This window comes from Desulfosarcina variabilis str. Montpellier, assembly GCF_048565275.1.
GTDB lineage: Bacteria > Desulfobacterota > Desulfobacteria > Desulfobacterales > Desulfosarcinaceae > Desulfosarcina > Desulfosarcina variabilis.
This window is the reverse complement of record NZ_CP159846.1, coordinates 5,995,878-6,020,671: the sequence shown is the minus strand read 5'-3', so window position 1 is coordinate 6,020,671 and position 24,794 is coordinate 5,995,878. Positions and strand designations below refer to the sequence as shown.

21 protein-coding genes and 1 pseudogene are annotated in these 24,794 nt (G+C 49.0%); 16 read left to right on the top strand and 6 right to left on the bottom strand.

The genetic code is table 11. The features are described from left to right. Nucleotides 1–189 precede the first annotated feature (189 nt). Nucleotides 190–1,050, top strand: coding sequence for a PAS domain-containing protein (locus Dvar_RS27095; protein ID WP_419656253.1), 861 nt, complete (start codon nt 190–192; stop codon nt 1,048–1,050). Nucleotides 1,051–1,372: 322 nt separating this feature from the next. On the opposite strand, the gene Dvar_RS27090 is transcribed toward Dvar_RS27095, so the two are convergent. Next, nucleotides 1,373–2,299, bottom strand: a complete 927-nt coding sequence (locus Dvar_RS27090; protein ID WP_419656252.1) for an AEC family transporter — start codon at nt 2,297–2,299, stop codon at nt 1,373–1,375. 322 nt (nt 2,300–2,621) lie between these two features. Between Dvar_RS27090 and Dvar_RS27085 the strand changes: the two genes are divergently transcribed. From Dvar_RS27085 to Dvar_RS27075, 3 genes are all read left to right on the top strand, one after another. Then, nucleotides 2,622–2,765, top strand: a complete 144-nt coding sequence (locus Dvar_RS27085; RefSeq protein WP_419656251.1) for a hypothetical protein — start codon at nt 2,622–2,624, stop codon at nt 2,763–2,765. Nucleotides 2,766–2,973: 208 nt separating this feature from the next. Next, entirely contained in the window at nt 2,974–3,750 is a 777-nt protein-coding gene (panC, locus tag Dvar_RS27080; RefSeq protein ID WP_419656250.1) for a pantoate--beta-alanine ligase, read from the top strand. Continuing rightward, nucleotides 3,747–4,517: a type III pantothenate kinase gene (locus Dvar_RS27075; protein ID WP_419656249.1), complete on the top strand. Its 771-nt coding sequence runs from the start codon at nt 3,747–3,749 to the stop codon at nt 4,515–4,517. The genes panC and Dvar_RS27075 overlap by 4 nt, the downstream gene beginning before the upstream one ends. A 21-nt stretch (nt 4,518–4,538) precedes the next feature. Here Dvar_RS27075 and Dvar_RS27070 read toward each other — a convergent pair whose 3' ends face one another. Both Dvar_RS27070 and Dvar_RS27065 read right to left on the bottom strand, forming a co-directional pair. Further along, the gene (locus Dvar_RS27070) at nt 4,539–5,507 is read right to left on the bottom strand and encodes a 2-hydroxyacid dehydrogenase (protein WP_419656248.1); all 969 of its coding nucleotides are present in this window, start codon (nt 5,505–5,507) and stop codon (nt 4,539–4,541) included. Between the two features lie 180 nt (nt 5,508–5,687). After that, nucleotides 5,688–6,884, bottom strand: a complete 1,197-nt coding sequence (locus Dvar_RS27065) for a TetR/AcrR family transcriptional regulator (protein WP_419656247.1) — start codon at nt 6,882–6,884, stop codon at nt 5,688–5,690. Nucleotides 6,885–7,634: 750 nt separating this feature from the next. On the opposite strand from Dvar_RS27065, the gene Dvar_RS27060 reads away from it, so the two are divergent. The 4 genes from Dvar_RS27060 to Dvar_RS27045 all read left to right on the top strand — a co-directional run bounded on the left by Dvar_RS27060 (nt 7,635) and on the right by Dvar_RS27045 (nt 11,610). Next, nucleotides 7,635–9,380: a hypothetical protein gene (locus Dvar_RS27060; protein ID WP_419656246.1), complete on the top strand. Its 1,746-nt coding sequence runs from the start codon at nt 7,635–7,637 to the stop codon at nt 9,378–9,380. Nucleotides 9,381–9,397: 17 nt separating this feature from the next. After that, nucleotides 9,398–9,886 carry a hypothetical protein gene (locus Dvar_RS27055; protein WP_419656245.1) on the top strand — a complete coding sequence of 163 codons (489 nt, stop codon included), beginning with the start codon at nt 9,398–9,400 and terminating at the stop codon, nt 9,884–9,886. Between the two features lie 114 nt (nt 9,887–10,000). Then, nucleotides 10,001–10,561, top strand: a complete 561-nt coding sequence (locus Dvar_RS27050; protein WP_419656244.1) for a universal stress protein — start codon at nt 10,001–10,003, stop codon at nt 10,559–10,561. Beyond that, complete coding sequence (locus tag Dvar_RS27045; protein WP_419656243.1) at nt 10,558–11,610, top strand: lactate/malate family dehydrogenase; 1,053 nt, start codon at nt 10,558–10,560, stop codon at nt 11,608–11,610. Before Dvar_RS27050 ends, Dvar_RS27045 begins: the two co-directional genes overlap by 4 nt. A 168-nt stretch (nt 11,611–11,778) precedes the next feature. Here the strand turns inward: Dvar_RS27045 and Dvar_RS27040 are convergent, their stop codons facing one another. Continuing rightward, nucleotides 11,779–12,144: a hypothetical protein gene (locus Dvar_RS27040; protein ID WP_419656242.1), complete on the bottom strand. Its 366-nt coding sequence runs from the start codon at nt 12,142–12,144 to the stop codon at nt 11,779–11,781. Nucleotides 12,145–13,047: 903 nt separating this feature from the next. Between Dvar_RS27040 and Dvar_RS27035 the strand changes: the two genes are divergently transcribed. Next, nucleotides 13,048–14,442, top strand: coding sequence for a heterodisulfide reductase-related iron-sulfur binding cluster (locus Dvar_RS27035; protein ID WP_419656241.1), 1,395 nt, complete (start codon nt 13,048–13,050; stop codon nt 14,440–14,442). Here the strand turns inward: Dvar_RS27035 and Dvar_RS27030 are convergent. Next, nucleotides 14,390–15,466, bottom strand: coding sequence for a B12-binding domain-containing protein (locus Dvar_RS27030; RefSeq protein ID WP_419656240.1), 1,077 nt, complete (start codon nt 15,464–15,466; stop codon nt 14,390–14,392). The two genes, Dvar_RS27035 and Dvar_RS27030, sit on opposite strands and share 53 nt — an antisense overlap. Nucleotides 15,467–15,702: 236 nt before the next feature. Then, a complete protein-coding gene (locus Dvar_RS27025; RefSeq protein ID WP_419656239.1) occupies nt 15,703–17,007 on the bottom strand; it encodes a glycerophosphodiester phosphodiesterase family protein in 1,305 nt (434 codons plus the stop codon). A 381-nt stretch (nt 17,008–17,388) separates the two neighbouring features. Here Dvar_RS27025 and Dvar_RS27020 point away from each other — a divergent pair, with 381 nt between their 5' ends. The 7 genes and pseudogenes from Dvar_RS27020 to Dvar_RS26990 all read left to right on the top strand — a co-directional run bounded on the left by Dvar_RS27020 (nt 17,389) and on the right by Dvar_RS26990 (nt 24,588). Beyond that, a complete protein-coding gene (locus tag Dvar_RS27020; RefSeq protein WP_419656238.1) occupies nt 17,389–17,790 on the top strand; it encodes a cupin domain-containing protein in 402 nt (133 codons plus the stop codon). A gap of 307 nt (nt 17,791–18,097) precedes the next feature. Next, the gene (locus Dvar_RS27015; protein WP_419656237.1) at nt 18,098–19,561 is read left to right on the top strand and encodes an HDOD domain-containing protein; all 1,464 of its coding nucleotides are present in this window, start codon (nt 18,098–18,100) and stop codon (nt 19,559–19,561) included. Nucleotides 19,562–19,986: 425 nt separating this feature from the next. Then, on the top strand, nt 19,987–20,631 hold the full coding sequence (locus Dvar_RS27010; protein WP_419656236.1) for a hypothetical protein: 645 nt from the start codon (nt 19,987–19,989) through the stop codon (nt 20,629–20,631). Nucleotides 20,632–20,709: 78 nt separating this feature from the next. Continuing rightward, the gene (proX, locus tag Dvar_RS27005; protein WP_419656235.1) at nt 20,710–21,759 is read left to right on the top strand and encodes a glycine betaine/L-proline ABC transporter substrate-binding protein ProX; all 1,050 of its coding nucleotides are present in this window, start codon (nt 20,710–20,712) and stop codon (nt 21,757–21,759) included. An 86-nt stretch (nt 21,760–21,845) separates the two neighbouring features. After that, nucleotides 21,846–22,199, top strand: a complete 354-nt coding sequence (locus Dvar_RS27000; RefSeq protein WP_419656234.1) for a sulfatase-like hydrolase/transferase — start codon at nt 21,846–21,848, stop codon at nt 22,197–22,199. 40 nt (nt 22,200–22,239) lie between these two features. Then, nucleotides 22,240–23,379: pseudogene (betC, locus tag Dvar_RS26995) on the top strand (choline-sulfatase); the annotation flags it as partial. A 9-nt stretch (nt 23,380–23,388) separates the two neighbouring features. Continuing rightward, nucleotides 23,389–24,588, top strand: coding sequence for an anaerobic sulfatase maturase (locus tag Dvar_RS26990; RefSeq protein ID WP_419656233.1), 1,200 nt, complete (start codon nt 23,389–23,391; stop codon nt 24,586–24,588). Nucleotides 24,589–24,794 lie beyond the last annotated feature (206 nt).

Below are 24,794 nucleotides of genomic sequence, written 5' to 3'. Positions count from 1 at the left end.
GTGCGCTCACCCCCCGTTATGGCGTTAAAAAACTCATGTTGATCGTGATTGTGCCGAAATTGATTTCATACCGATGCTGTTACCAGTCCTATTCACAGTCAGTTGATGCAATGATGAATCCGTATATGCCCCATTGCACGGATATCTGACGCTGATTTTACTCCTAAGCGCTATATGGAGAGCCGATCCATGGTATTGTTCATGTGGCTTCTGTTGGGTTTGATGGGATGTCTGCTCGTTTGGGGAGGGCTTCGCTACCGACACCAAACACAAATGCTCAAACGATTGCGCTATTCCTTGCGGGCAGCCCACGGGCAGCTTTGTGAACAAAATAAGGTGCACGCCAAGGATGGTAACCGGTGGGCGCATACCGAAGAACGATTGCGCGGTTACCTATCGTTGCTGGACACCTTGATCAACACCATCCCCAACCCCATTTTTTTCAAGGATACAAACGGGGTGTACCAGGGGTGCAACAATGTTTTTGCCAGACAGATCCTGGGGCTTACCCGGGATCGCATCATCGGCAGACGCCCCCAGGAATTGACCGATCAGATTCCGCCCGATCTGGCCGCCGGCTATCAGCGTGAGGAAATCAAAATGATGCATAAAGCCAGCGTCCACACCTTTGAAACCGAAGTCCAATGTGCAGACGGCCAGCGGCGGGAATTTCTTTTCAGTCTGGCGCCCGTGATTGATGAAAAAGGGCACATCGGCGGCAGTGTCGCAGTTCTGGTGGATTTGACCGAGAAAAACAATGCCCTTCGCGATCGTATGCAAAAAGAAAAACTGGAAGGTGTCCTGGAAACGGCCGGTGCGGTTTGTCATGAGCTCAATCAACCGTTGCAGGCACTTTCCGGATACGCTGAATTGATCACCATGAAATCAAGTGGCGATGAATGCCTGCCATATGCCCGTCAACTCATCAGCCAGATCAATCGCATGCGCGACATCACCCAGAAACTACAGCATATCACCCGTTACGAGACCACGGATTATGTGGGGCTTACCAAAATTATCGATATCCATAAGGCATCGGCGCAAGGATAAATTTACTTGTAATTACAATTAATATAACATCGACCTTGCCCGAGCGACCCGAAAAAGGTCAGACCTTTTAAGTGAGACAATAATACCGCAAATGCTTTTCTGAACATCGAACATCGAACGTCCAACATCTAATAAGGAAAACGCATGGCTTCATTTGTTGTCGCTTTTGAAGGTCGATACCATCAATAGAAAACGATAGAATTCCATATTCGATGTTCGACGTTGGCCGTTCAGTGTTCGATGGTCATAGATCAGGTCCTCAAGCCCCCTTTGGGGGGGCTTTATCAAACCACCTACTATGCAGGTGGTCGGTGATATTTTATTATATTCCCACCAGCGTTAGCCAAACCAGATAGCTGGCAGCAGAAAAAACCGTGCTGGTCGATATGGCGGCAACGGCGAAGGCCTCATCACCGCGCATCTCTTTTGACATGACATACGCCACGGTTGCCGTGGGGGTTGCCAACAGGATCAGTCCCGGCAGAAAATCGGCCGGTGTTATCTTGAAAATGGAAAAAAGGATCAGCCCCATAAGGGGAAGGGCAATGATCTTGTAGACGACGGCGCCAAGGACGAATAAAAAGTTTTGGCGCATGACCGTAAGGGACAGGGAGGCGCCGATCAAAAGCAGGGACATGGGCGGTGCCAGCCCGCTTAAGATTTCCAGAAAGCGCTGGATGGCAAGGGGAATGGGAATCTCCCAGAACGATACCAAGACACCGCTCAGGGCGGAAAAAATGACCGGATTGCGAAGCAGGCTTTTGGCGATGGCTTGGACTTTTTTTCCAGCGTCGGCCTCGTCAATGCAATGGGCCTGCAACACGAGAACGGAAAGCGTATTTTGCAGGATCATGAGAAATCCGGCAAGGATGCTGGCTTTGATGAGCCCGGTTTCACCGAGAAAATAAAGGGCGACGGGAAGTCCGATGTACCCCAGGTTGCCGTGACCGGCACATTGGATGAATGTTCCCTTACGGTTTGACGGCCAATGAATAAAATGAGCCATCAGCCAGGCACTGGTATAGGCCAGCACGGCGGCCAGGATTGTCAAGAGAAGCACGGCGGCATTGAACTGGGTATGCAGGGAGGCCCTGGCAATGGATTGAAAAATCAAGGCCGGAATGGCCAGATAAAATACCAGCCGATTTGCCGGCCCGAGAAAGGCCTCTGGCATGAATCCCTTGCGGCGGGCGATACAGCCGAGGATGACTACGGCGAAAATGGGGATGATTGTGGTAAACACCTGCATGGTCCGCGCATGGTATCAAAGGTCATATCAACTGGCAATCAAATCCGATTTTTTACCTGGAAACACCTTTGCCCGCCGTTGACAAATTCGATGCGCTGTGATTTTCTACGGCCGATACGCCAAATGATAATGTGTGTTTTGATAAGGCAGGCAATCCCCACCGGTGAGCCATTGCCACCGAGTGCAACACCTGCCGGGCAACTTGAGAAAACAAACAGATCATGCTGGCGTTGTTTTGGCGCTGAACCAGGACGGATGGACAGCGACCGATCAGTTCAACAAAGAATCAACCGTTTCACCCACTAAGGGAAGGACTTGATCCATGAGACAAGTACCATTGTTTTCCTGCCATCTAACCGGCAAAGATTTGTTTGCCTGCCGCGCCAACGCTTTACTGTCCCGGCAACAACTCCCCCGCGCATCCGGCCTGGGTGCCCAATTAAAGGATCTGTTCACAACCAGCTAATCGTCCTCACCGTTTAATGCACGGGGTTGGACAACGGCCTTTTATCGGCAGTGCCGTTTTTGTCCTTCTATGGGAGCGATGCGTTTAAACGCTGCGTTGGCGCGTTGTCAATGCAAACAACCGGATATTGCAGCTGAAAATTAAATGCATGGAATTGTTTGGTTAAAAATAAACAAGGTTGGTTGTTGCCCAACCAGAAAGGTGACGGATGGAAATTCTGACCAGTATCAAGGCATGGCAAGAATGGCGCAACACAATTGAACCGGAAAAAAGTGTGGGGCTGGTTCCCACCATGGGGGCACTTCACGCGGGGCACCAGTCACTGATCGCCCGCTGCCGGCGGGAAAATGATATCTGTACGATCAGTCTGTTTGTCAACCCCACCCAATTCAACGACCAGAGCGACCTGGCCAATTATCCGAGCACGTTTGACGCGGATCGGGCGCTGTGTGAAGCCGAAGGCGTGGACGCGATCTTCTTTCCCCAATACAGCGAACTCTATCCCGATAACTACCGCTATCGGGTGACGGAAAACGAAGAAAGCCGCCTGTTGTGCGGCGCCCATCGTCCCGGGCATTTTGATGGTGTCCTGAGTGTGGTGATGAAACTGTTGAACCTGGCCAGGCCCAGGCATGCCTATTTTGGTGAAAAGGATTGGCAGCAACTTCAGTTGGTCAAAGGGATGGTGGAGGCTTTTTTTATGCCCGTGACCATCGTGCCCTGTCCCACGGTGCGTGAGGATGATCAGCTGGCGCTCAGTTCCCGTAATGTCCGGCTTTCACCGGCCCATCGCCAGAAGGCGGCTGGATTTCCCCGCCTGTTGGCGACCCCGGCGCCAGCCGAGGACGTGTGCCGGCTGCTTGAGGAGGATGGCTTTGAGGTGGACTATGTGCAGGATTTCAAGGGCCGCCGCTGTGCGGCGATTCAATGCGGCGGGGTGCGTTTGATTGACAACATGCCTTTGCGAAAGGGAGACGGGCAATGATCCTGTGCCTTCACATCGGCAACACCCATGTTGTCGGTGCGGTATTTGATGGACAGGCGTTGAAGCTTGAATTCCGCCGGACCTCCCATGCCCGTATTTCAACCGATGAGTTCGGCCTTTTTCTGCGCGGCGTGCTCCTGTCCAACGAGATTTCACCCAACGCCGTTACCCGCGCCGCCATGAGTTCGGTTCTGCCCGAGGCCACCTACGCCTTGAGCGGTGCGTGCCGGAAGTATTTTGGTGTCGAGCCGTTTATTTTACGGGCTGGCGTGCGAACCGGCCTGAAGATCCGCTATCGAAATCCCCTTGAGGTCGGGGCTGACCGGATCGCAAACGCGATTGCCGCTGTTCATCACTACCCCGACCGTGAGCTGGTGATTGCCGGGTTTGGTACGGCGACCACGTTTTGTGCCATTGGCGCGGACAAAACATACCTGGGCGGGGTGATTCTACCGGGCATGCGGATTTCTCTTGAAGCCCTGGCGACCCGGGCGGCCAAGCTGTCCAGTGTGGAAATCGCAGCCGTGGATCACGTCGTCGGCCGTTCCACGGCTGAAAGCATGCAGTCGGGACTGTATTACGGGCAGATTGGTATGGCCCGGGAAATTATCGGCCGTATCCGTAAGGAAGCTTTTGGCGACCGCCAACCATTGGTGGTGGGTACCGGTGAATTTGCCGGGCTGTTCGACCCCGCCGGATTGTTGGACGAAATACGCCCGCAGTTGGTGCTTGAGGGATTATTATTGGCCAATACCATGAATTCATAGAAAAAGAACTTTATTCCCATCCTATGTGAAAATTTCGCTGTTCAGGCAATTGGGTGGTATGCCGCCACGCAAGCCGACAAAAAGGTTCTGGGTCGCCAGTTCGGCCATGCGGGTGCGGGTTTCGATGGTGGCACTGCCCACGTGGGGCAACACCACTGCGTTTTTGCACGCGATTAAACCCGGAGCCAGAAAGGGTTCATTTTCGTAAACATCCAATCCGGCACCACCTATCCATTGTTCCCGCAAGGCCTGGACCAGGGCGATTTCATCGATCACCGGTCCCCGGGCAGTATTGATCAGGATGGCGGTTGGTTTCATCAACCGCAGCTGATCGGCGCCCACCAGATGGTGGGTTTGGGGTGTCAGGGGGACGTTCAGGGAAAGAAAATCCGATTCGCCTAATACCGTCTCAAAATTTTCGTATCGAGCCCCCATGGCCGCTTCTTTTTCAGCTGGAAGTCGTGTGCGGCTGGTATAAATGATGGGCATGTTAAAACCGGCCGCTCTTTTGGCCACGGCCTGCCCGATTCGTCCCATGCCGACGATCCCCAGTGTCTTACCCGAAATATCCTGACCCAGAAAATGAAACGGGGCGAAGTGTTTGAAATGACCCTGGCGTACCCGTTGGTCGCCTTCGACCACCCGGCGCCCCACCGCCAGCATCAGTGCAAAGACGACATCGGCGGTTGAATCGGTCAACACGCCGGGGGTGTTGGTGACCGCGATGCGTCTTTGGGTGGCTGCGGCCATATCAATGTTGTCATAACCGACGGCGCAGTTGGCAACAATTTTAAGATGCGGTGCCTGATCCAGAAGCGCATCGTCGACCCGGTCGGTCAGCATGGATAGGATGCCATGCTTATCGGCGACAGCGGATAATAGCTGGTCCCGGGGCATTGGCTCATCTTTGGGGTTGACCTCAACCCTATGCTCCGCTCGAATGGTCGATATGATAGACTCGGGCAGGTTGCCCGTCACCAGCACGTTCATGGAGTACTCCTCAACGTTTAAGGGCGCAGGAAAAAAATAATTACCCCATCCTGCTTGTCCTTGCACCCGTCTACGGCGTTCCATCCGCCGGCACAGATTCCAAATATGCACCGGCGGATGCGCCTTGTAGACGAGGCGCAAATCCGGCGCAATCTGGTGTAATTATTTTCTTCCTGCACCCTAAGCGGGTTTGGCAACAACCGCCCGGCATAAGAGATCGGCAGCGTTTGTGAATTCTCTCATGAAGGCCAGCGGATGGGGGGTTGAAATGAACAGCCAGCGCAGAAGAAGGTGGGTGAATGATCCGATAAAAAGATTCCGATACACGCGATTGTTTACCTGTTGACGGAAGATGCCGGCCCGTTTGCCTTCACCCAATACTTCAGATAATTTGCTGAAATAGTTTATAAAATATACATACGAATCGGTCCGGTAAAAATGTTTGTTTAATTTAATATCATTTAGAAAAAGAGTTAGAAATTCATGGTTGGTGAAAAAAATGAGAAAATGGCTCCAGATCAGACGCTTGAGTTTGGTCAACGGGTCTTCCAATTTAAAGGTGGTGTCCAGATCGATTTTGAATTTATCAAACCGTTCCTTGGCGATTGAGAGCAACAGATCCTGCTTATTGGTATAATACTCGTAGATGGTTCCCTCGGCAACGTTGGCTTCGTTGCCGATTTCCAGCATTGTCGCTCCGTTGAATCCTTTTCTCGAAAAAATAGTGGCTGCCGCATTCAAAACGGAGGTGGCCTTGTCTTCCTTTTTTAAGGGTAGCGCGACCTCTGATTTGTTCTCCACCATGGCCAAAATCAAGGCCATGATGTCCTCAAAGTCAGGCAGGGTTGCGGTCAGTTCTCTAGCCGCCAGACACGAGAGCGATTCTTCATCTAAAAGCCCAAAAATCATGTCGCGTGTGACGGCAATATCCAATCCAGGATAAAATGACCCGTCAACGACGCCTTCCTTTAAGATGGTTGTTAAAACGCCGGCATACCCTTTTAAAGAATTGTAGCTGGGATGTTTATAAAAATTTGTATTGGAACGGCATTCTAAGAGCAACTTTTTGACAATTTGCTCATTGCCTTGATTGTAATCATTGGAGTGAAGGTGATACCAGACCATCTTCCCCAGTTTGGCCGCGGCACCGATAATCCCCTGAAACTGAAACTCAAGAGCCTCGATGGATGATTGCAAATGGGAATCCAATGCACAGAACAGAAGATCTTCCTTGTTTTTGAAGTAGTGGTAGATGATGGAATCCACCACCCCGGCTTTGCAGGCAATTTCGGTAATCGTTGCTTTTTGCAGTCCCTTTTCAGCAATGATTTCACTGGCTGCCTTAAGAATTTTTTCTTGCTTGTTGTTTTCTCCCACCCCATTCTCCTTCATCCGCGGAAAGGGAAACTCAATCCCAATGATCCACAATCTGCCCCATGCAGCGGTATCGTGAGACACGCTTTAAAAGTTGCTTTTGATCGAGGCGCATTCAACTTTTAGATTCCATGCATGCCATCCCATTAAACCCATACATATCATTCATGGTTTTCTTGTTCAACAATTTTGGTTGTAGGCCTCTTGGTTCATACGCTACGCATTCAGCATGGACGGCGGATGCAGCACTGGCCAAGGGACCCGTTTTCTTGAATAAGCCTCAGATGTTGCCAGTATTAAGACCACTATATCTTTCTGTCTTCATGCCGAACTGCCTCTGGGAGAGAGGCCTGTTGTAACCACGATCCTGCAGATCCAAATCATGGGGTGTTATCCAGGACTATGGGCTTGAATGATGGGCTTCAAAAGCCCCTTGAGAGAGCGGCTGTATGAAGGCGACAGGGTCTTTGAAATAAGCCGGTTGACGGGGTAAGAACAAAGTTGTTGACAACGGATAAGGAATAATATTAAATTGAATAAGCCTCAAAAAAAATATAAAAAATATGATAATCAAGCCAATAGATAATCTTTTTGATGTCTTTTGCGAATTGAAGCGTTTAATTAAAAAAATAGGATAATATATAAAAGTAAAAAAAATAAGGACTTAAAATGTGTATCGGCCTTTCGAAAGCAATATGGAACCGCTGCATTTGAACTGAAAATAAATAAATTAAGCCTCATTATTGTATGCATATGAAAGAATATTCCCAGTCAATTGATTCAGGAACGATACATGCGGAGACGTTTTTCAGGAAGCTTCCGGCGCTTGCCATTGCCGAAGATGAGCAATCGGTTGATCGTTTTGCCTATGAATTGCTCAATATGCTGATGAACGGTGTCGGCGCCGATATCGGACAACTGAGCTTGCTGCCTGTCGGTGGGCGGGTTGAAAAAGTATGCATCGTAAAGGATGGGCGGCCGTGGTTAAAAGAAGGCATGAATCTGCATCTGTTCAATCCAAGTAAAGGGTTTGCCGGTCATGTGATTAACACCGGGCAAACGCTCCTTGTGAAAGATATTTGGGAAGCGTCTTTGGAAGACAAACCCAACCCGTTTTTAGAGATTTTTTCCTGCATGGACGACCACTATGTCGAAGAAATCAAAAAACCCGTGGAAAGCACGCTATTTTTGCCGATCAAACGGGCCAATGAAATATTTTGCGTGATTGAACTGGGGCGTTATCGATCAAAACCATCATTCACCGAGGCTGAACAGAAGCCGTTGGACGCATTTGTCCGCCAATACGGTGCGCTGATCATCAATCATATTCTGGATACAAAAAATCGAATTGCCCTCAATACCGTGTACAATAAACTAAATCTCATGTCCCGCTTTATTGCCTCTAACGCCAAAGTGGACTATGCCGACGCTGTGACGGTCTATCAGACGCTTTCCGCTGCCGATTTGGGGTTTGCTTTTTTCAGAAGGGGCTCGGGGTATGAAAGCCATGCCTTACGGATCGTTGCCTGGCAAGGGGAAGCCTTGATGGATATCTACTTTCCGGAATTTATTCCCTCCAATGACAGCATTTTATGCGATCAGTCAGAGATATCGTATCCAATTGAAGGCGATCGATCGTGTCGCCGGCTTACCCGATTTCGTAAACGGATTGATGAAAACCTTGTCATTAAAAAAAAAGAAAAGCAGTTTTTGTTGGACGTGATCGACAAAACGCAATCCTATGTGGTCTATCCGCTACATATGCTAGACCAGGATTTAGGCGCCATTCATCTTGCTTCCTCACGAAAGGATTTCTGTCGGTTTTTACAAATGAGTCCATTTCTTTCGCTTTATAACTCACTGCTCAAATCATTTCTTTTAAACGAACGGGTTGCCGAACATCTGTCTGAATTCAGCCTAAAAATTCATAATCCAGGCTTTTATTGCCTGGCCGGGTTAAAATCCGGTTTGTTGAAGGAAAATCCTAAATTGTTGAACAAGCCCAGTATTTATGGAGCGATTAATGGCCTTGAAGGGCTATTGGCGGACCTGCATGAGAAAGGTAAAATATTAAAAAGTCGCAATCGAGATATCCATATCAGAAGATGGCTTAAGGCATATGTCAACCAAAAAAGTGCTCAGCATTCCAACATCAATATCCACCTGGATGTAAAAGGAAAGGTGGCCGACAATTTATCGGTTCGGGCCAACTATGAGCAATTGGAAACCATATTTGACAATCTGTTTGCCAACAGCTTGCGGGCTATCAGTGAAGCCCACACCCAAAGCGTTATTGAACTTGGATGGGTAAACATCACGCTGTCCCAAAAGAAAAATAAGTTAATCATCCTATTCAAGGATAATGGGCGTCCCTACAAAACCGTCAGTGGCCGTGGTACTCCCCAAATCAAATCGATTATGAAAGAACTCGGCGGCAGTTTCAGGCGATATCAGGAGCCTTTTCGTATCTATCTGACATTCCCCATAAACACCAACTAACGGCAAGGAGGTACGGCATGAAGATCAAGGTTTTGTTTCTCGATGACATTTTCAGTGACCTACTTCGAGACAAGGTTGATCCGGAACAGTTGATTTTTGATGATACTTGGTCAGAATCACTTGAGAATGAATTGCTGCACAAGAAAATCAGTGGGATTGATTTTGAAGTGGTCAAAAGCGGTGATATCGATAACTGGCAACAGCTGATTGAAAAAGAAAAACCCGATGTGGTGCTGCTTGATGTGTATTGGCATGAGCACGCCAGAAAAAAATGGGGGGATGTTCGCCGCGCCGCTGACATCAGCCTGGATGCACTAAAGCAAATCCGTGACGCATACAATACATTACCGATCATTCAGTACACACTCAAACCCGATAAAGAACTCATGGATCAATCCTATGCTGCCGGTGCGACGTTTTTCCTTGAAAAAGTGCCACTGGCGATTGCCGAAGTTCATTGTGCCTTGAAATATATCATGATCTATTTGCTGCGAGAAAATCAATAGACCTTTATGCCTTTTAAAACTAAGCTGGGCGTTTCCAATTGATGAGATAGATCGTCCTAAATAAAAACGCCCCGTTTAGTTAAAAGCAAGGCCCCCATTGGTGCTTCGAGGTGAATGTTGACCGGAAAATACACAAAAATATTGTTGGCTACGGATTTGTCGGAAGATTGTCGAAATGCTTATACCTATGCGGTTAATCTCGCCGCTGCCTGCAATGGACGGATCACCCTTTTGCATGTCATTGATCCAAGACCCATTTCATCGTTTTTGGAAACGCGCATCAACAATTTGTTGGGCCAAGGCTCGTACCAGGAGATTATGCAAAATTGGGAGAATGATGCCCGTTCCGTTTTAATTGGTAAGCGCAAGGAGGTTGATATTATCCGGGAGGCGTTGACCAAGTTCAGAGCTGCATTATCCAGGTTTTCCGATGCAATCGAAAATTCCAATACCGATACACCGTTGCCTGACGATGAAATCCTCGTTAAAAAAGGTGAAATCGTTGAGCAAATCGTTGCTGCCGCCATGGAGGAAGAAGCGGATCAGATCATTTTGGCCGCCCATTCCCACGCTTCCAGGGACGCGTTCGTTTCGAAAACCATTCAAGGCGTATTGAACCTTGTCCATATACCGGTAACCATTATTCCGCCGGTGAGGATTCAGGTTGAACAATGAAAATTAAGATTTCTGTCCTGGGCGCCGGCAATGTCGCCATCGGAACGATGGTCTGTCTCATCCATGGACTGCAGGATTACTGCGCACGTGATATGGTGAGGTTCGTACTTTGCAATACGCGTACGCCTGAAAAAGCCGTCGGCATCGGTATCGATCTAAAAAATATGGAGATTGGATTCAATCGTAAGGTTGATGTTAAAGGCACCAGTAATATCGACGATATTTCGGAGTCCAATATTGTCGTCATGACCATGGGGCAGGGAAGACCGGCATTAAAGAAAGGCATGCCTGGTTTTTCAAGAGACACCCTTTTTGATGTCAACGCGCCGATTATCAGAAAATACTGCAACATCATCCGCAATCTTGCCCCTTGCGCCATTCTTCTCAATGTCGTCAATCCACTGGATCAATTAACCTACGTGGCCTACAAGGAAAGCGGTTTTGAATCCCAAAAAGTGATTGGTGTTGGATCGACGCTGGATAATGCCAGATTCAACACGAATATATCTGCTGAAACGGGCCTTGATCCAGGAATGATAAACAGCATCGCCCTCGGACCACACGGTCCTGATATGATATTGCCGTGGTCTCAGGTGAAAATCGGTCACGAGGCGATTGACGCATCCTATTTTTTATCTGAAAAGCAAAAGCACAGAATTGTGAAAAGAACTATATCCGGCGGAAGTTATCTGAATTCAACGATCGGCGGGACGATGTTTGGGATTGGCTCCGCCGTCGCCCGTGTTGTGTTCGGGCTCCTTGAGGAAGCAAACGATAAATACGTTCCCTGTTCGGTATATGCGGGTGGGGCTTATGGAATCGAACCCTTTTCAATGCAAGGTCGTTCGGAATACCCTTTTATCGGGTTGCCCGTTCGATTGAATTATAGCGGTGTGAAAGAAGTCGTCAAACTGAATGTCAGCAACGCCGAAGTGGAAAAGTTGGTGCGCGCCGGCGCGAGAATTTCCAGAGATCTGCAAAGCTATTATGGTGCTGCATGCGATCAGCATAGGCAAAACAAACGTTCAAGGGGCGATAATGCCCCTTGAACGTTTGTTGAATTGGCGATCCGTTACCTGTTTTATCTCATCTTGGAGTCCCGGAGGTTCATTGACCACTCCCTTAATCATTTGAAAACAAGCAACAAAATTAACGCAATCTGAAATAGGTCAACACCAATACTGAACACATCTCAGATGATTCTTTCGATATGGTCGTCATCGTTGGTTCTCAATGTAATCCGTGATCAATTCCTCAAATTTCCGTTTACGGTCTGGATCATCAATTTGGTTTAGTACCATTTTTTTTAACAGTGCAAAGTCGTTTGAATCGGCTGGTGTATTCTGTTCCCATTGGTGCATGGCATCCTGAAAAACGATCTTTGCAATGGGACCAATCACTCTGGCGAGACAGGTTTGCGTGTCCTGCAACACTTTATCCCATGAAGCGCTGTCGATCGGCAATAGATCTTCTTTAAAATCGATCATGGTCGGCTGTTTAGCCTTTGAATCTTTTGAAAAAACGAAATGCCTGATCCCTTTCAACTGAGTCATGGTATTATGAAATTTTCTCAATTTTTTCATTCGCATCCTCTATGAAATTGTGCCACTACTAATCCGCATGGTGAGCATTTTCAGCGCCTTTCAATCCGGGACGTACAATATCACCAGGACACCGCAGATAAGGGCCGTGTCACTCGCTAAATTTCTACAATCATTGACAAACGGAAATGAATCTCCGAATTAGATGAGCCTCCGCTAAGGAGGCTTTTTTTTAAGAGCCTGGTTAAGAAGTCTGGATCAGGCTCGATAACAAGGCGGAAAGTGGCTCGAAAGCGGAGCATATATGTAATATGTGAGCATTTTGAGACTCTTTCCAACGCCGTTAGCGGGCCTTAGACGGATTTATCAAACAGGCTCTAAGGAAAAAAATGGGGTGACGGTTGGTAGACCGGAGCACCCAAAAAACCGGGTCCTATTGTCGACCCGGTAAAAAAACGGCCTAATAATACTTACCGTTTGCGTAAAACTCAAGGATATTAATGAATAACCCCTATTATCTCATGCGAGATAATGACCCCGAATAGCTTTTCGAACGACTGGGAGAAACCTATTTGTCGATGTATGATTGAATTTGGTCCAGGCTCAACGCTTGATTAAAAACGCGCATCTCATCCAAGGAACCATTAAAATAGGCGCCCCAGACGATCGTTTCCGCTGGATATGATACGCTGAAATTTTACCTGCACCCTGAGGAAAGGGTAATCAAACATTATTTTTATTTTCTGGCAAGTCAGAATTGACAAGGCTTTTTCGATCGATTCGCCGTTATGATGATAATTGGTTATAATGATAACCAGTTAGCTTTTTATTGAATAAGATTGATTTGATACCTATATTATCAGCTTTTGAAAGGCTATGGTAAGCAATTAAAATGGTGGATATCGTTTTTGATATGGCGTAACACCAAAACATGGCAATAAATAAATGGAACCTGAAATGGATACGGCTGAGCGCTTGATAAGAAAGGTGGTTGACGCATGTGCGGATTGCGACATCTGCCGGAACCTCATGGATACGAATTGTCTTTTTTTCCCGACGATGTACAAACTGTGGGATCGGGAACAAGAGGGCGGAGCGTCGATTACCCCTCAGGAATTAAGATCCCTGGCGGATTTGTGCAATTACTGCGCATTGTGTCCATGCCCCAATATCCGAGAGGATATTATTACCGCAAAAACGCTGTTCATCGATCGAGACGGGTTGAATCCATTTATTCGAACGCTGGAGGATGTTGAGCGGGTGGGAAAATTGTGCGCTGCCGTCCCTTGGCTTTCAAATGCCATTTTGCAGGGCAAACTCACCAGTAAATTAATAAAAAAAACCGCAGGGATTCATATCAAGCGGAAACTGCCCAGTATTCCAGATGAGAACTTTCCGACGTTGGCCAACCGCAAAAAATTGAACGAAAAAGCCCCTGCCGGAACCAACCGCAAGGTCGCCTATTTTGCTGGTTGTACGGCGCGGTACATATTTCCCCAGGTGGCCAACACAGCTGTCGATGTTCTTCAGCGCAACAATATCACGGTCTATTATCCTGACCAGAATTGCTGCGGTATGCCGAGTATGCTTGAAGGTGATCGGGATACGACGTTGATGTTTGCCCAGCGAACGATTCACGTCCTGAATGAGGTCGTAAAAGAAGGATACGACGTAATTTGTTCCTGTCCTACCTGCGGTTATATGCTAAAAACTGTTTTTCGCCGGGGTGCGTATTACGCTAAAGAATACCAGGATCTTGTTGGTGGCAGCCAGCGGTACATGAAGATCCCAGACACGGTAACCAATGGCACTGTAGAAGAACGGCCGTATCGGTTGCTCGATAAATCCACATATGGAAATATCCTAAAAGATGATGGATACTTTTCTGGAATCGATCCATTAAAGCGTATCCGTGTCGCTGAAAATACCTATGATCTTGGGCAGTATTTGTTGAATCTGCACCGAGATGGCAAGTTGGATGACCGGTTGGGACCGGTTGCCGGAAAAATGCTTTATTATCCACCCTGCCACCAGCGGGAGCAGGGCATCGGCGCGCCATATCAGGAGCTATTGGCCTTGATTCCCGAAATATCGATAGAAAGAATAAAAAGTACTACATACTGCTGTGGTATTGCCGGGATAATGGGATTCAAGCGTGATTTTCATCATGCTTCAATGCAGATGGGACGTGGGCTGATGGAGAAAATAAAAAGCATCGATCCTGACCAATTGGTAACGGATTGCCTAAGCTGCCGATTGCAGTTCAACCAGATGAGCAACTACCCCGTCAATCATCCCATTGAAATTTTATTGAAAGCCTATCATCGTGCGCGTCGGTAGACAGAACGCGAGGGATGGATCTGTTTTTCCTCAAATCGACTGTCTTTTGGGCATAAATCACTGAAGAATTCGTCATCACCGACATGCCGATGGCTACGGCATGGTTGGTACGAGCGGCTTCCACAAATTTCTCAAGTTTGACATTTTTCCCAAGGTCGATCACATTGAAGCCGTTGGCCTTGAGCATCAACACGACAAGATTTTTTCCGATATCCTGGGTGTTGCCATGCACGAGGCCCATCACCACGGTTTCTTTTCCCGCTTGTCCGGTGTCGGCAGATTCCAGAAGCGGCGTTAGAATCTCCATGGCTTTGTCCATGATCGTGGCGGACTTGATCATGTCGGTGATAAAGCGCTCGTTTCGTTCGACCATATCGCCTACCCGCTGCATGCCAAGCGATAGTCCGTCGAAAATCATATGCTGAGGGGAAAGCCCCATATTCAGGCCCTTGTGCGTCCATTCGACCACCTTGTCCGCTTCGGAAAAGACAATCGCGTCGGCCAATTGCCGGCAAATCGTTTCTTTGTGAGCGTGCGAGTCGTCGATTTTTCCAATTCCCATGCAAGACAAATTCTCATTTTCGGTGGAAATGGGTCGCATACCGGGATGCTTTGGATGCCCGGGCAGATAGACATTGCTCAAATTCCCCAATGCGTCGATGTCCATTGGGTATTTGATCGAAGCGCAGGTATCGATCAAGGCGCGCATGTTTTCCTCTGGAACCGTCCAATCGATGTCGCAGTTCGGCATACAGATAAAGCCGCCATTATACCCGACTTCAGCAGCCAGTTTGCGCAACTCCTTGGCTACATCTTCGGTGGTGCCATGGAACAGGGTAGAGTAAGGGCACAAGGTCCCCATCAGGGAAATCTGGTCGCCAATGGCCTGTTTGGCCACGTCCATGCCCAGGTACACATCACCGCCGAACTTCTTGTGCGCCTTTATTTTGGCATGGGCCGTGGCCTCGCCATCCAGCAGCACCTGATCAACCCTTACGCCGCCTTCGCGGATGCCGCGCGTCATCAGCAGGGGGCATACCGGTATCTGATTAAGAGCCTGTTTGATAAATTCTTCTAAGGCCCGCTAACGGCGCCTACAAGTGTCTCAAAATGCTCACATATTACATATATGCTCCGCTTTCGAGCCACTTTCCGCCTTGTTATCGAAACTGATCCAGACTTCTCAAACAGGCTCTTAGATTTCTTGTGGGAATATATCTTACCTATGCTGGCTTGATGGTTTTGGAGAAAACGCCGGTTTTATTTCAATCCCATGCAGTTGGCATAAAAAGTCACCGTAGCAGGCCAATCCGAGAAAATACCCATGATGCCGACATCTTTTGCAAGCACATCCAGGACTTCATACATTTTGCCATCGTTGTTGATTGCATCGGTGACGGACTGATAATACCAGCCACCGCCGTCGATCAAGAGGCCGGAACGTTCAAGCGTCCAGGTGATAACATCAAGGCCCGCAGCCTTGGCCATGGTTGCATATGTTGAAGGCACGATTTTACCGCTATCGTCAAGCGCAAGAAGCATGTACATGGGCGGGGCGATAATGTTGACGCCCTGAGCCACTAGCTCTTCCATACTCGGAGACCAGGTTGAGGGATTGGTATAATCAAAATCGATCAGGTCATAGCGGCCATCCAGATAAACCGCCTGTTTGCCGAAGCGGGGGGCGTTTTCGATCCAATAAAGAACATCGTCCAGATTGAACGACTGGGCGTAAACCTTTTTAGGCTTGACACCGGCGGCTTTGTACTCGTCGATCATCTGCTGAGCAAAAGTATTTTGGGTGTAGTCACCGTCATAGGGCATTTCCACACTGGGACTTTTCAACTCCGGGGTCATTTTGACGCCAAGTTCTTTAAACAATTCGATGCTTTCCGCATGAGTCATGACGGTGCCACAGGTGGCGTATAGATCCGTTCGATAATTTGCCGTACCGCCGACATAGTCCTCAACGGTTGTCGCGTAAGGATCGGATGCGTCCATCTTGCCGCAAAGCGATTTAAATTCTTCAAGCGAAATATCGCTTGTGCAGCATTTGGCCGAAGCTTCTTTTATCAATTCGCCCGTTTCTGGGTCGAATTCCGCCGGTGTAAAGGGCTCAGAGCATTTTGCCGCCAATTCAGGGATGAGCAGGATATTGGTGGTGGTATGCAGGTCGCATTGGGAATGCCGGCAGACCAGTTCACGATCCTTGGTGAAGGTTACATCACACTCCAGAATGCCTGCACCCATGCGGGCCGCCGCCTCATAGGATTCTTTGGTATGTTCAGGAAATTGGAGTGCCGCCCCACGGTGGCCGATCGAAAAATCACTTCTTTGAAAAGGGCCGTCAGTGCACTGTTGGAGCTCATTTTTTAAATCGCTGTCTTCCATGGCTTCAACCAGATAAAAAGGTCGGGGGCCGAGCTGAACCTTACTGTTTTTCTTGCCGCATTTGTTGCCATGGTGCCCTTGTCCTGCAATGGCCATTGAGAAAGCCATTGTCATACTGACAATCAAGACGGTAGCAATTTTAAATCCCTTTTTTGCTTTTAACACAGTGTGCATTCAAATCCTCCATCTTTTCAATTGTTATGGATAAACAGCAATCTATCCGTTTCCACCATACTTTCAGATAATAATAGGCAAATGAATTGAGTCTTTTTGATATGAATATGGGCACATCGCTAGTTCGGATCGAGAAAAAAAGGAAAACACAGGAAAAATGTCAATTGCTGATAGACGCTATCAATCTGATCTTAAATATTTATATTTAAATGCTTGTTTGTTGGGATGCGCTTTCTCTTCTCATAGAATAATAATCGGGTCAAGTTAGGTCTTCGTTAGCGAAAATAGATCGTTTTATGAGATATTGAGGTAAGGGCGCAGAAAAATAATTACTCCATCTTGCTTGTCCTATTGGTGGAAATGAGAACGTGAGCCTTTTTTGTGGCGCGATTCACACCAGGGGTCGAAGTGAAACCTCACTTTCACGAAACCCATTCGGAAATGATTTATGTTATTGAAGGAACCGGTAGCATCACTTTGGGTGATACGGCTTTTCAACTGAAACCGGGAATGATCCATTTTAACCCGAAGGCAAAGGTGCATTCAGCAAAGAAAACGGGAGAGGGCTACTTAGTGCCCATCCAGAAACGGCGCTTTTCACCCGATTCCGGCGTTGGGCAACAAATTCAAATCCTCAAAATATTACTAATATTTCTCCGGTTTGAATTTGTTGGCCGCCTTGGACTCGGGCAAAATTCACCATTTCTGGACGGACACTATTTAATCGTTTTTCAAGCGTTTACACCCAAATGGGACAAACCTGAACGCGTGCCCGTGCCTTAAATGATCCCTTTTCTTTCCTTTTCGCCGAGCCGCCGATTGGAGGCCCGGTAGCTTTTTGGACGCAGACCAATACAAATTGTTTGGGTTATTTTTTCCGACAAAAAGATACGGCATCAAGGGCGGTTGACTATGTGAGTGAACTGGCTGAAGGATGGGGGGTAAAAATACCATCGAATGCACTTGTTCAAGGTCGGTAAGGAATTCGCCGATATATCCAGCATTGGTATTATCGACAACAAAACACCTGCAGCTTCGGTGAATGGAAACGACTATAAACAATTGCAGCATTCAGAAAGAACCGTCTACTATGGATAACCAGCAACGTTTGAAAAACCTTGTGGAAGAGATGCGCGATAAGGGTAACCTTCCGGCGCTGAGTGAGACCGTCCTTGAAATATCGCGTCTGGCCAAGAGAAACGATTCCAGTTCCCTGGATCTGGCCACCGTCATCATGCGCGATTGCGGCCTGGCAAGTAGCTTGCTGGCAACCGTCAATTCATCCTATTACGCCCCTCGCTTTCCCATAAAAACCATTACCGCAGCGGTGACGTACCTGGGATTCGACAAGATCTATTTGCTGGCTCTGGGCCTGGGCATGTTCAGGCATTCCCTGGCGACGCTCCAAAAACGGAATTTGCTGAAGCTTTACGCGGTCTCTTATTTTTCCGGTATCCTGGCCATGGCCTTGTCCAAAGCGCACAACCACGATAATCCTGAAGAAAGTTTTATCGCCGGTCTGCTCTATCGGCTGCCCGGTCTCGCTTTGGCCAACACCTTTCCAAACCGATTCCAAAAGATGGATCACCTGATCAATGCAAAGGAATTTACCATCAACAAGGCCTGCCTCAACATCTTTCAGGTGCGCTATGACGATATCTGTAAGGCTGTAATGGCATTCTACCGTCTGCCTGAGGATCTGGAGCGGATCATTTTGAAACCCGAATCCGCTGATGATCCGTTGATCGCTTTGGTAGACGAATCCGCTATACTGGCTGCCATGCTGTTCGGGGAACGAGAGGGCGGTAAGGAGACCATTCGCAAAGCCGAGAAACGAATCGGCAAGCTTCTTGGACATCCACACTTTTCAGTTCCCGATCTCATTCGGAACACTTTCCAATCCGATGACAATGTGAAAGCGTTTTTCAATCTGAGCGCCGAAGATGTGGAAATAATGGTTAACATTCTGGAATGGGGCAAGGCCAACCCCATGGAGATCGTCTCTCATATGGATTTTGGCCCCACTATCGATACGGCGATGCCCGAAGAGACCCCGGAATCGCTGATCGGGCATTTCCTCACGGAACTGGCATTATGCCGCAAGCGCGGGGGGGAAATCAACCAGCTCCTGATGCTGGCTCAGGAAGCATTGTTCCGTTGCTTACCGGATAGTGAAGTTTTCATGGCTTTTGTGAACACAGCGCAACCGCCGGTGTTACAGGCTAAGTTTTATGTAGGAACCCAGATGCATATCAACGCCCAGGATTTTTCTATTTCCATCACTAAATCCGATTCAGCCATCGTCCAAGCGCTCCAGCTACGCTCTCCCAGGCAATGGACAAAAGGCCCATTGGGCCTCGGGCTGCCTTACGCTCCTTTCAGGCAGATGCCCTTCAAACATGCTTATCTGGCCCCCATCGTTGCACGCAGTAGAGCCATCGGGCTCTGTTTCGTCGGCCGACTGGCAGATTCTCCCTTTGATGAGAGGGAGTGCGTGTGGATCGATCAGATCGTGGACCATATCGCTGTCGGGTTTAATGGAAACCGGGCATGAACGTTCGGCCATTTCAAGGGGTTGCCACTTGGCATTGAATTCACTCGCTTTACCACTAGAACTGAACGGCTGAGACCGGAAATCCGATAGAAATTAAATCATTCGTCCATTATTGCAGTGGAGACGCTTGGGCGACCCGCGGGCGTGTTCCTTACTGAGCCACCAATGCAATCCCATTAGAGGAAGATATTGTCAAATATAACCAGATAAATGGATTTTATCGTGACTCCCCCACTGGATTTTCAATTGACAATCCAATCCAGTGCATTCTAATAAATATAGTTCTAATATGTGTAGTAAGCTATTTATATATGTAGCTCATGCTTGAAATGGAAAATAAAAAATCCCTTTTATCCCGTGCAATCCGTGTTGTTGATGCCATCAGCCAAAGCAAGGCCGGTTTACGGTTCTCGGAGGTTTCCAGGGTGTTGAACCAACCAAGCCCCTCCACTGTAAACAAAATTCTTAAGGAACTTGGAGCTGAAAACGTCATCCAGAAATCTTCCGAAGGGCGATATACACTGGGACGCAAAATCTATTTGTGGGGACGTGTTGTGGCTGCCCAGAACACACCCATCCAGATCATCAGACAGCAAATGCTGCACATTCACCACAATTACCAGGTGTCCGTCAATTTGTTTACCTGCGTCGATCAGACCATGATCTGCCTGGAGTGTTATCTGGATAACCAAACGCCGCTGCTTTATCCTGCCGGAAAATGCCTGCCGTTGGCGCTGGGTGTCCAGGGGGCGGTGTTTTTCATTCTGCCCGAAACGCTTGCCGATTCCGCCTTCCTTGAACGGGAGGCTGAGAACTATGAGACGCCGCCAAAGGTTGCGGATCTGAAACAAATGATTCGTCAGGCGCAGTTGAACGACATCCAGGACGACCGGGCGTTGTTCTACCAGGAATTACGCTGCTTTTCGGTGCCGATCCGGGAGCATGGAAAAATCGTCATGACTGTCGGTGTAGGGGTGTCGTCGAGGCGGACCCGGGAGGGCGATCTGGTCGATGCGATAACATCCGAACTGCAGCATATCCGCAACATTGTCGAGGCGTGTTTCGCGTAGGTATTTTCGGGGTTGTGCATGCGGACCGATCGTTGTCGCTTCCTTGAATATGAAATAACCCAAGCAAAAGGAGGTCTCGTGCAAAACAAAACAGTAACGTCCATGATCAGTGCTGTGGTGATGTTGGTGTTGGTTATTGCTGTGCGTGCAGATGAATGCGTCGCCTACCAGAAACTGCCGGGAAAAGGCGTGACGGTGAAGCAAGGCCGGTGCACCTGGGACACTGGGTGGTTCCACGAGACCCTGGTCCGCAGAGCGCTGATTGAACTGGGCTATTCGTGCGAAGTGCCCAAAATGCTTCAGAACCCCATGTTTTATGCTTCGGTCACCCAGGGAACGCTCGATTTCTGGGCCAACAGCTGGTTTCCCAATCAATATCCGCAACTTCCCAAGAACTTTGAGGAAAAGGCCGGGGCATACGGGTACGTAGTGAAAAACGGAGGGCTTCAGGGATATCTGGTCGATAAAAAGCATCAGGAAAAATTCAACATCACATCCCTTGATGACTTCAAACGGGAGGAGGTCAAAAAAGCCTTCGACTCCAATGGCGATGGCAAAGCCGACCTCATGGGTGCACCGACGGGATGGGCCGTCGCAAAGGTCATGGCCCATCACCTGAAAGTTTACGGGCTGGAAGCGCACATCAATCTCGTGCAGGCTTCCTACAATGCGTTGTTTGCGGACGTACTGGGCAAATTCAAATCCGGAGAGGCAGTGCTGTACTACACATGGACCCCCAACTGGAGCGTTTATAAACTGAAACCGGGAAAAGACGTGGTGTGGATCAATGTACCTGAAATCAAACCGATGGAAGCCTATGCCGACCAGGCGGATCGGATGGTTGCCAGCGGTGTTGAGGGTGCCGTTTCCGACCCCATCAAATTTGGTCTTATCATCAACGACATCCGTATTGTGGCCAATAAGCAGTTTGTCCAGAAGAACCCAGCCGCCAAAAAATTGTTCGAAGTGTTCGAAGTTTCCGTAGCCGACATCTCGGCGCAAAACGCGAAGATGAAAAATGGCGAGAAGAGTCAAAAGGATATCGACAGGCATGTTGATGAGTGGATCGAGGTCAACCAGGATAAATGGAATGGTTGGCTCGAGGCGGCCCGCCAGGCCGCGCCGTAGAATTTGAGGGAAAGACCACGCCGGAGGGAAACCGACCATGCGACAACGCTGTGCGGGGCCGTTTTTGATGAGAAAGGAACGAGGCGATGAGTAACGACAAACCGAACATTCTCCTGATCCAGGCCGATCAACTGGCGGCCTGTTCGCTGCCTTGCTATGGCAATCCGATGGTTCAGTCTCCCAATATCGATGCACTGGCAGAAGACGGCGTGGTTTTTGAAGGTGCCTATTATAACAACCCCATCTGTGCCCCGTCACGGTTTTCGATGCTTTCGGGACAGCTTACATCGAACATACAAGCCTTTGACAACGGGCCGAATTTTCAGCCGATATCCCGACCATTGCCCATTACCTCAGGCTGGCTGGGTGCCAGACATGCCTGGCGGGCAAAATGCATTTCGTCGGTGCCGACCAACTCCATGGCTATGAAACCCGGGTGACCACGGACGTCTATCCTATCGATCACGGGGCTGGACACCGGACTGGAGCCGACCAAATGAACGGGTGGATTGGTGGTACCATAACATGGACAGTGTGATCGAAGCAGGGCCGTGCGAGCGTACCAACCAGATCGATTTCGATGACGCGGTGGCGTTCAATGCGCAAAGGAAACTCTACGATATGGCGCGCAGCGAAGATGAACGTCCCTTTTTTCTGACGGTCTCCTTCACGAACCCTCACGATCCATACGCTTGCCCGCGTGAGCATTGGGATCGATATGATCACGACGACATCGATATGCCTGCCACCGGTTACATGCCCGATGCGGATCTGGATGCGCAAAGCTTGAGGCTGCGCCGCGCCTACCGTCAATCACCGAATGCCGTCACGGATGAACAAGTGCGCAATGCGAGGCACGCGTACTACGGGCAGATCAGCTATGTCGACGACAAGATCGGCGGTCTTCTCAAAGCGCTTGATGATATGGGGGCTGGAGATAACACCATCATCTTATTTACAGCCGATCATGGAGATATGCTGGGTGAGAAAGGGCTGTGGTACAAAATGTCCTTCTTCGAGGAATCGGTCCGGGTCCCGTTGATCGTCAAAGCGCCGCGGATGTATAGGGGAAGACGTGTTTCGGCGCATGTTTCCCTGGTCGATCTGTTGCCGACTATCCTCGATATAACCGACAGTCCCTATCTTGACAATCCGGCGGCTCCCCTCGCCGGCAGTAGTTTGGTTCCCCTCATTTCTGGTGGTTCGGATCAGGCGCATCAACCGGTGATTTCCGAATATTTTGCCGAAGGCGCCATTGCACCGTGCTTTATGATCCGGCAGGCGAATTACAAATACATTTACAATGCTCCAGATCCTCCTCAGCTTTATGATCTAGAAGCGGACCCGCGGGAACTTCGCAATCTGGCGTCGGACCCCGTATACAAGGATGTGGAAGCCCATTTAAGGGGAATGGTTTTCTCCCACCAGGATATCGAGGCGCTGCAACGGACAGTCGTAAAAAGCCAGAAGCGCAGGCGGCTGGTCTTCTCCGCCGGCATCAAAGGCATGCGAACCTCCTGGGACTATTCGCCGGTTCAGGATGCATCATCCCAGTATATGCGAAACGACCTTGATCTGAATGCGGTGGAACGTCGGGCGAGGATCGCCTCCCGATGCTGAGGCTTTCTCATGAAACCGTTTTCACTGTTGATCAAACCGGTATCGGCCGATTGTAACCTGAACTGCCGGTACTGCTACTATCGGTCTCCCGACGTTGCACCTGGAAAGGCATTTCAGACCCCGCGCCGAATGTCCCCGGATATTCTGCAAGCCCTTATGCAGGCCTATATGCAGACGCCGCAAACCATTTATTCCATGATCTGGCATGGTGGAGAACCGATGCTTCTACCCAGCACCTTTTATGAGCATGCCGTAAGCTTGCAGAAACGGTATGCACGAAAGGGGGCGAGCATATCCAACAGCATCCAGACCAATGGTGTGCACGTTTCCGAAAAGATAGCGCGATTCATGGCAAAATACCGCTTTTTGTTTGGAGTAAGCCTGGACGGGACGGCGCACCTGCATGACATCTATCGGCGTACCAAGCAAGATCGTCCCACCCATGAAAAGGTTGTTGCGGGCATTCACCGGCTCACGAATGCCGGTGTGCCCGTCAATCTGCTGGTACTGGTGAGTCAGGCCAATGTTCACGCGCCCCTTGACATCTACCACTACCTAAAGACCTGTGGCTTCAACTACATCCAGTTTATACCCTGCGTTGAAATGGACGCAGACGGCAGGCGCCGAGAATACGCAATTACTGGTGAACAGTGGGGCGACTTTTTGCTGTCGATTTTCAACGCCTGGTTTGAAAAAGACGTCGGCCGCATTTCCATCCGCCTTTTCGAATCCATTCTGGCCAAGAAGGTCCATGGCATTGCCATTGATTGCTACAGCGGCGATGCCCACAATCGCTATCTGGTGGTCGAATATAATGGAGACGTCTATCCCTGTGATTTTTTAGTCAGACCACAGCACCGGCTCGGCAATATCTTGAAAACCCCATTTGAAGAAATTCTGACCAGCGAGCGGTATCAGCGATTTGCATCTGAAAAGACAAACTGGTCCAATCGGTGTGCGAGTTGCCGGTTCATGGATCTTTGCATGGGTGACTGCCCGAAATTCAGAGGTCCCCGCGAACCATCAAACCGTCCGTTGAGTCTGCTTTGCGGCGGCTGGCAGACTTTTTTTAATGGCACCATCGACCGGTTTCAGTGGCTCAGCGACTCGATCAGAAATGGGGTGTCGCTGATGCAAAGGATTGGGGGGTGCCCATTCGCAAAGGATCGAGGGCCGGCCCCCCGGAAGGCTGATTTCGGAGCTCAATAGCTGGCCTGCGCTTTAGGCCCGTCCCCGAATTTCCTCCCCGCATGATAAATATGGTGATAGCGGTGAAAGGTCTCGATGGCCCCGGAAAAAAGGGTTGCGATAATCCATAGGCGCAGTATTCTACACCCCGATGTTGCAAAAAAAGATTGAGAAAAATCGCCAATTGCCATGGCCACCGTCTATGAGATACATTGCCTTTGCAACAT

Coding starts and splice junctions, on each gene's coding strand:
- Dvar_RS27095 (WP_419656253.1), top strand. CDS start 190: ATGGTATTGTTCATGTGGCTTCTGTTGGGTTTGATGGGATGTCTGCTC.
- Dvar_RS27090 (WP_419656252.1), bottom strand. CDS start 2,299: ATGCAGGTGTTTACCACAATCATCCCCATTTTCGCCGTAGTCATCCTC.
- Dvar_RS27085 (WP_419656251.1), top strand. CDS start 2,622: ATGAGACAAGTACCATTGTTTTCCTGCCATCTAACCGGCAAAGATTTG.
- panC (WP_419656250.1), top strand. CDS start 2,974: ATGGAAATTCTGACCAGTATCAAGGCATGGCAAGAATGGCGCAACACA.
- Dvar_RS27075 (WP_419656249.1), top strand. CDS start 3,747: ATGATCCTGTGCCTTCACATCGGCAACACCCATGTTGTCGGTGCGGTA.
- Dvar_RS27070 (WP_419656248.1), bottom strand. CDS start 5,507: ATGAACGTGCTGGTGACGGGCAACCTGCCCGAGTCTATCATATCGACC.
- Dvar_RS27060 (WP_419656246.1), top strand. CDS start 7,635: ATGAAAGAATATTCCCAGTCAATTGATTCAGGAACGATACATGCGGAG.
- Dvar_RS27055 (WP_419656245.1), top strand. CDS start 9,398: ATGAAGATCAAGGTTTTGTTTCTCGATGACATTTTCAGTGACCTACTT.
- Dvar_RS27050 (WP_419656244.1), top strand. CDS start 10,001: ATGTTGACCGGAAAATACACAAAAATATTGTTGGCTACGGATTTGTCG.
- Dvar_RS27045 (WP_419656243.1), top strand. CDS start 10,558: ATGAAAATTAAGATTTCTGTCCTGGGCGCCGGCAATGTCGCCATCGGA.
- Dvar_RS27040 (WP_419656242.1), bottom strand. CDS start 12,144: ATGAAAAAATTGAGAAAATTTCATAATACCATGACTCAGTTGAAAGGG.
- Dvar_RS27035 (WP_419656241.1), top strand. CDS start 13,048: ATGGAACCTGAAATGGATACGGCTGAGCGCTTGATAAGAAAGGTGGTT.
- Dvar_RS27030 (WP_419656240.1), bottom strand. CDS start 15,466: ATGACGCGCGGCATCCGCGAAGGCGGCGTAAGGGTTGATCAGGTGCTG.
- Dvar_RS27025 (WP_419656239.1), bottom strand. CDS start 17,007: ATGCACACTGTGTTAAAAGCAAAAAAGGGATTTAAAATTGCTACCGTC.
- Dvar_RS27015 (WP_419656237.1), top strand. CDS start 18,098: ATGGATAACCAGCAACGTTTGAAAAACCTTGTGGAAGAGATGCGCGAT.
- Dvar_RS27000 (WP_419656234.1), top strand. CDS start 21,846: ATGAGTAACGACAAACCGAACATTCTCCTGATCCAGGCCGATCAACTG.
- Dvar_RS26990 (WP_419656233.1), top strand. CDS start 23,389: ATGAAACCGTTTTCACTGTTGATCAAACCGGTATCGGCCGATTGTAAC.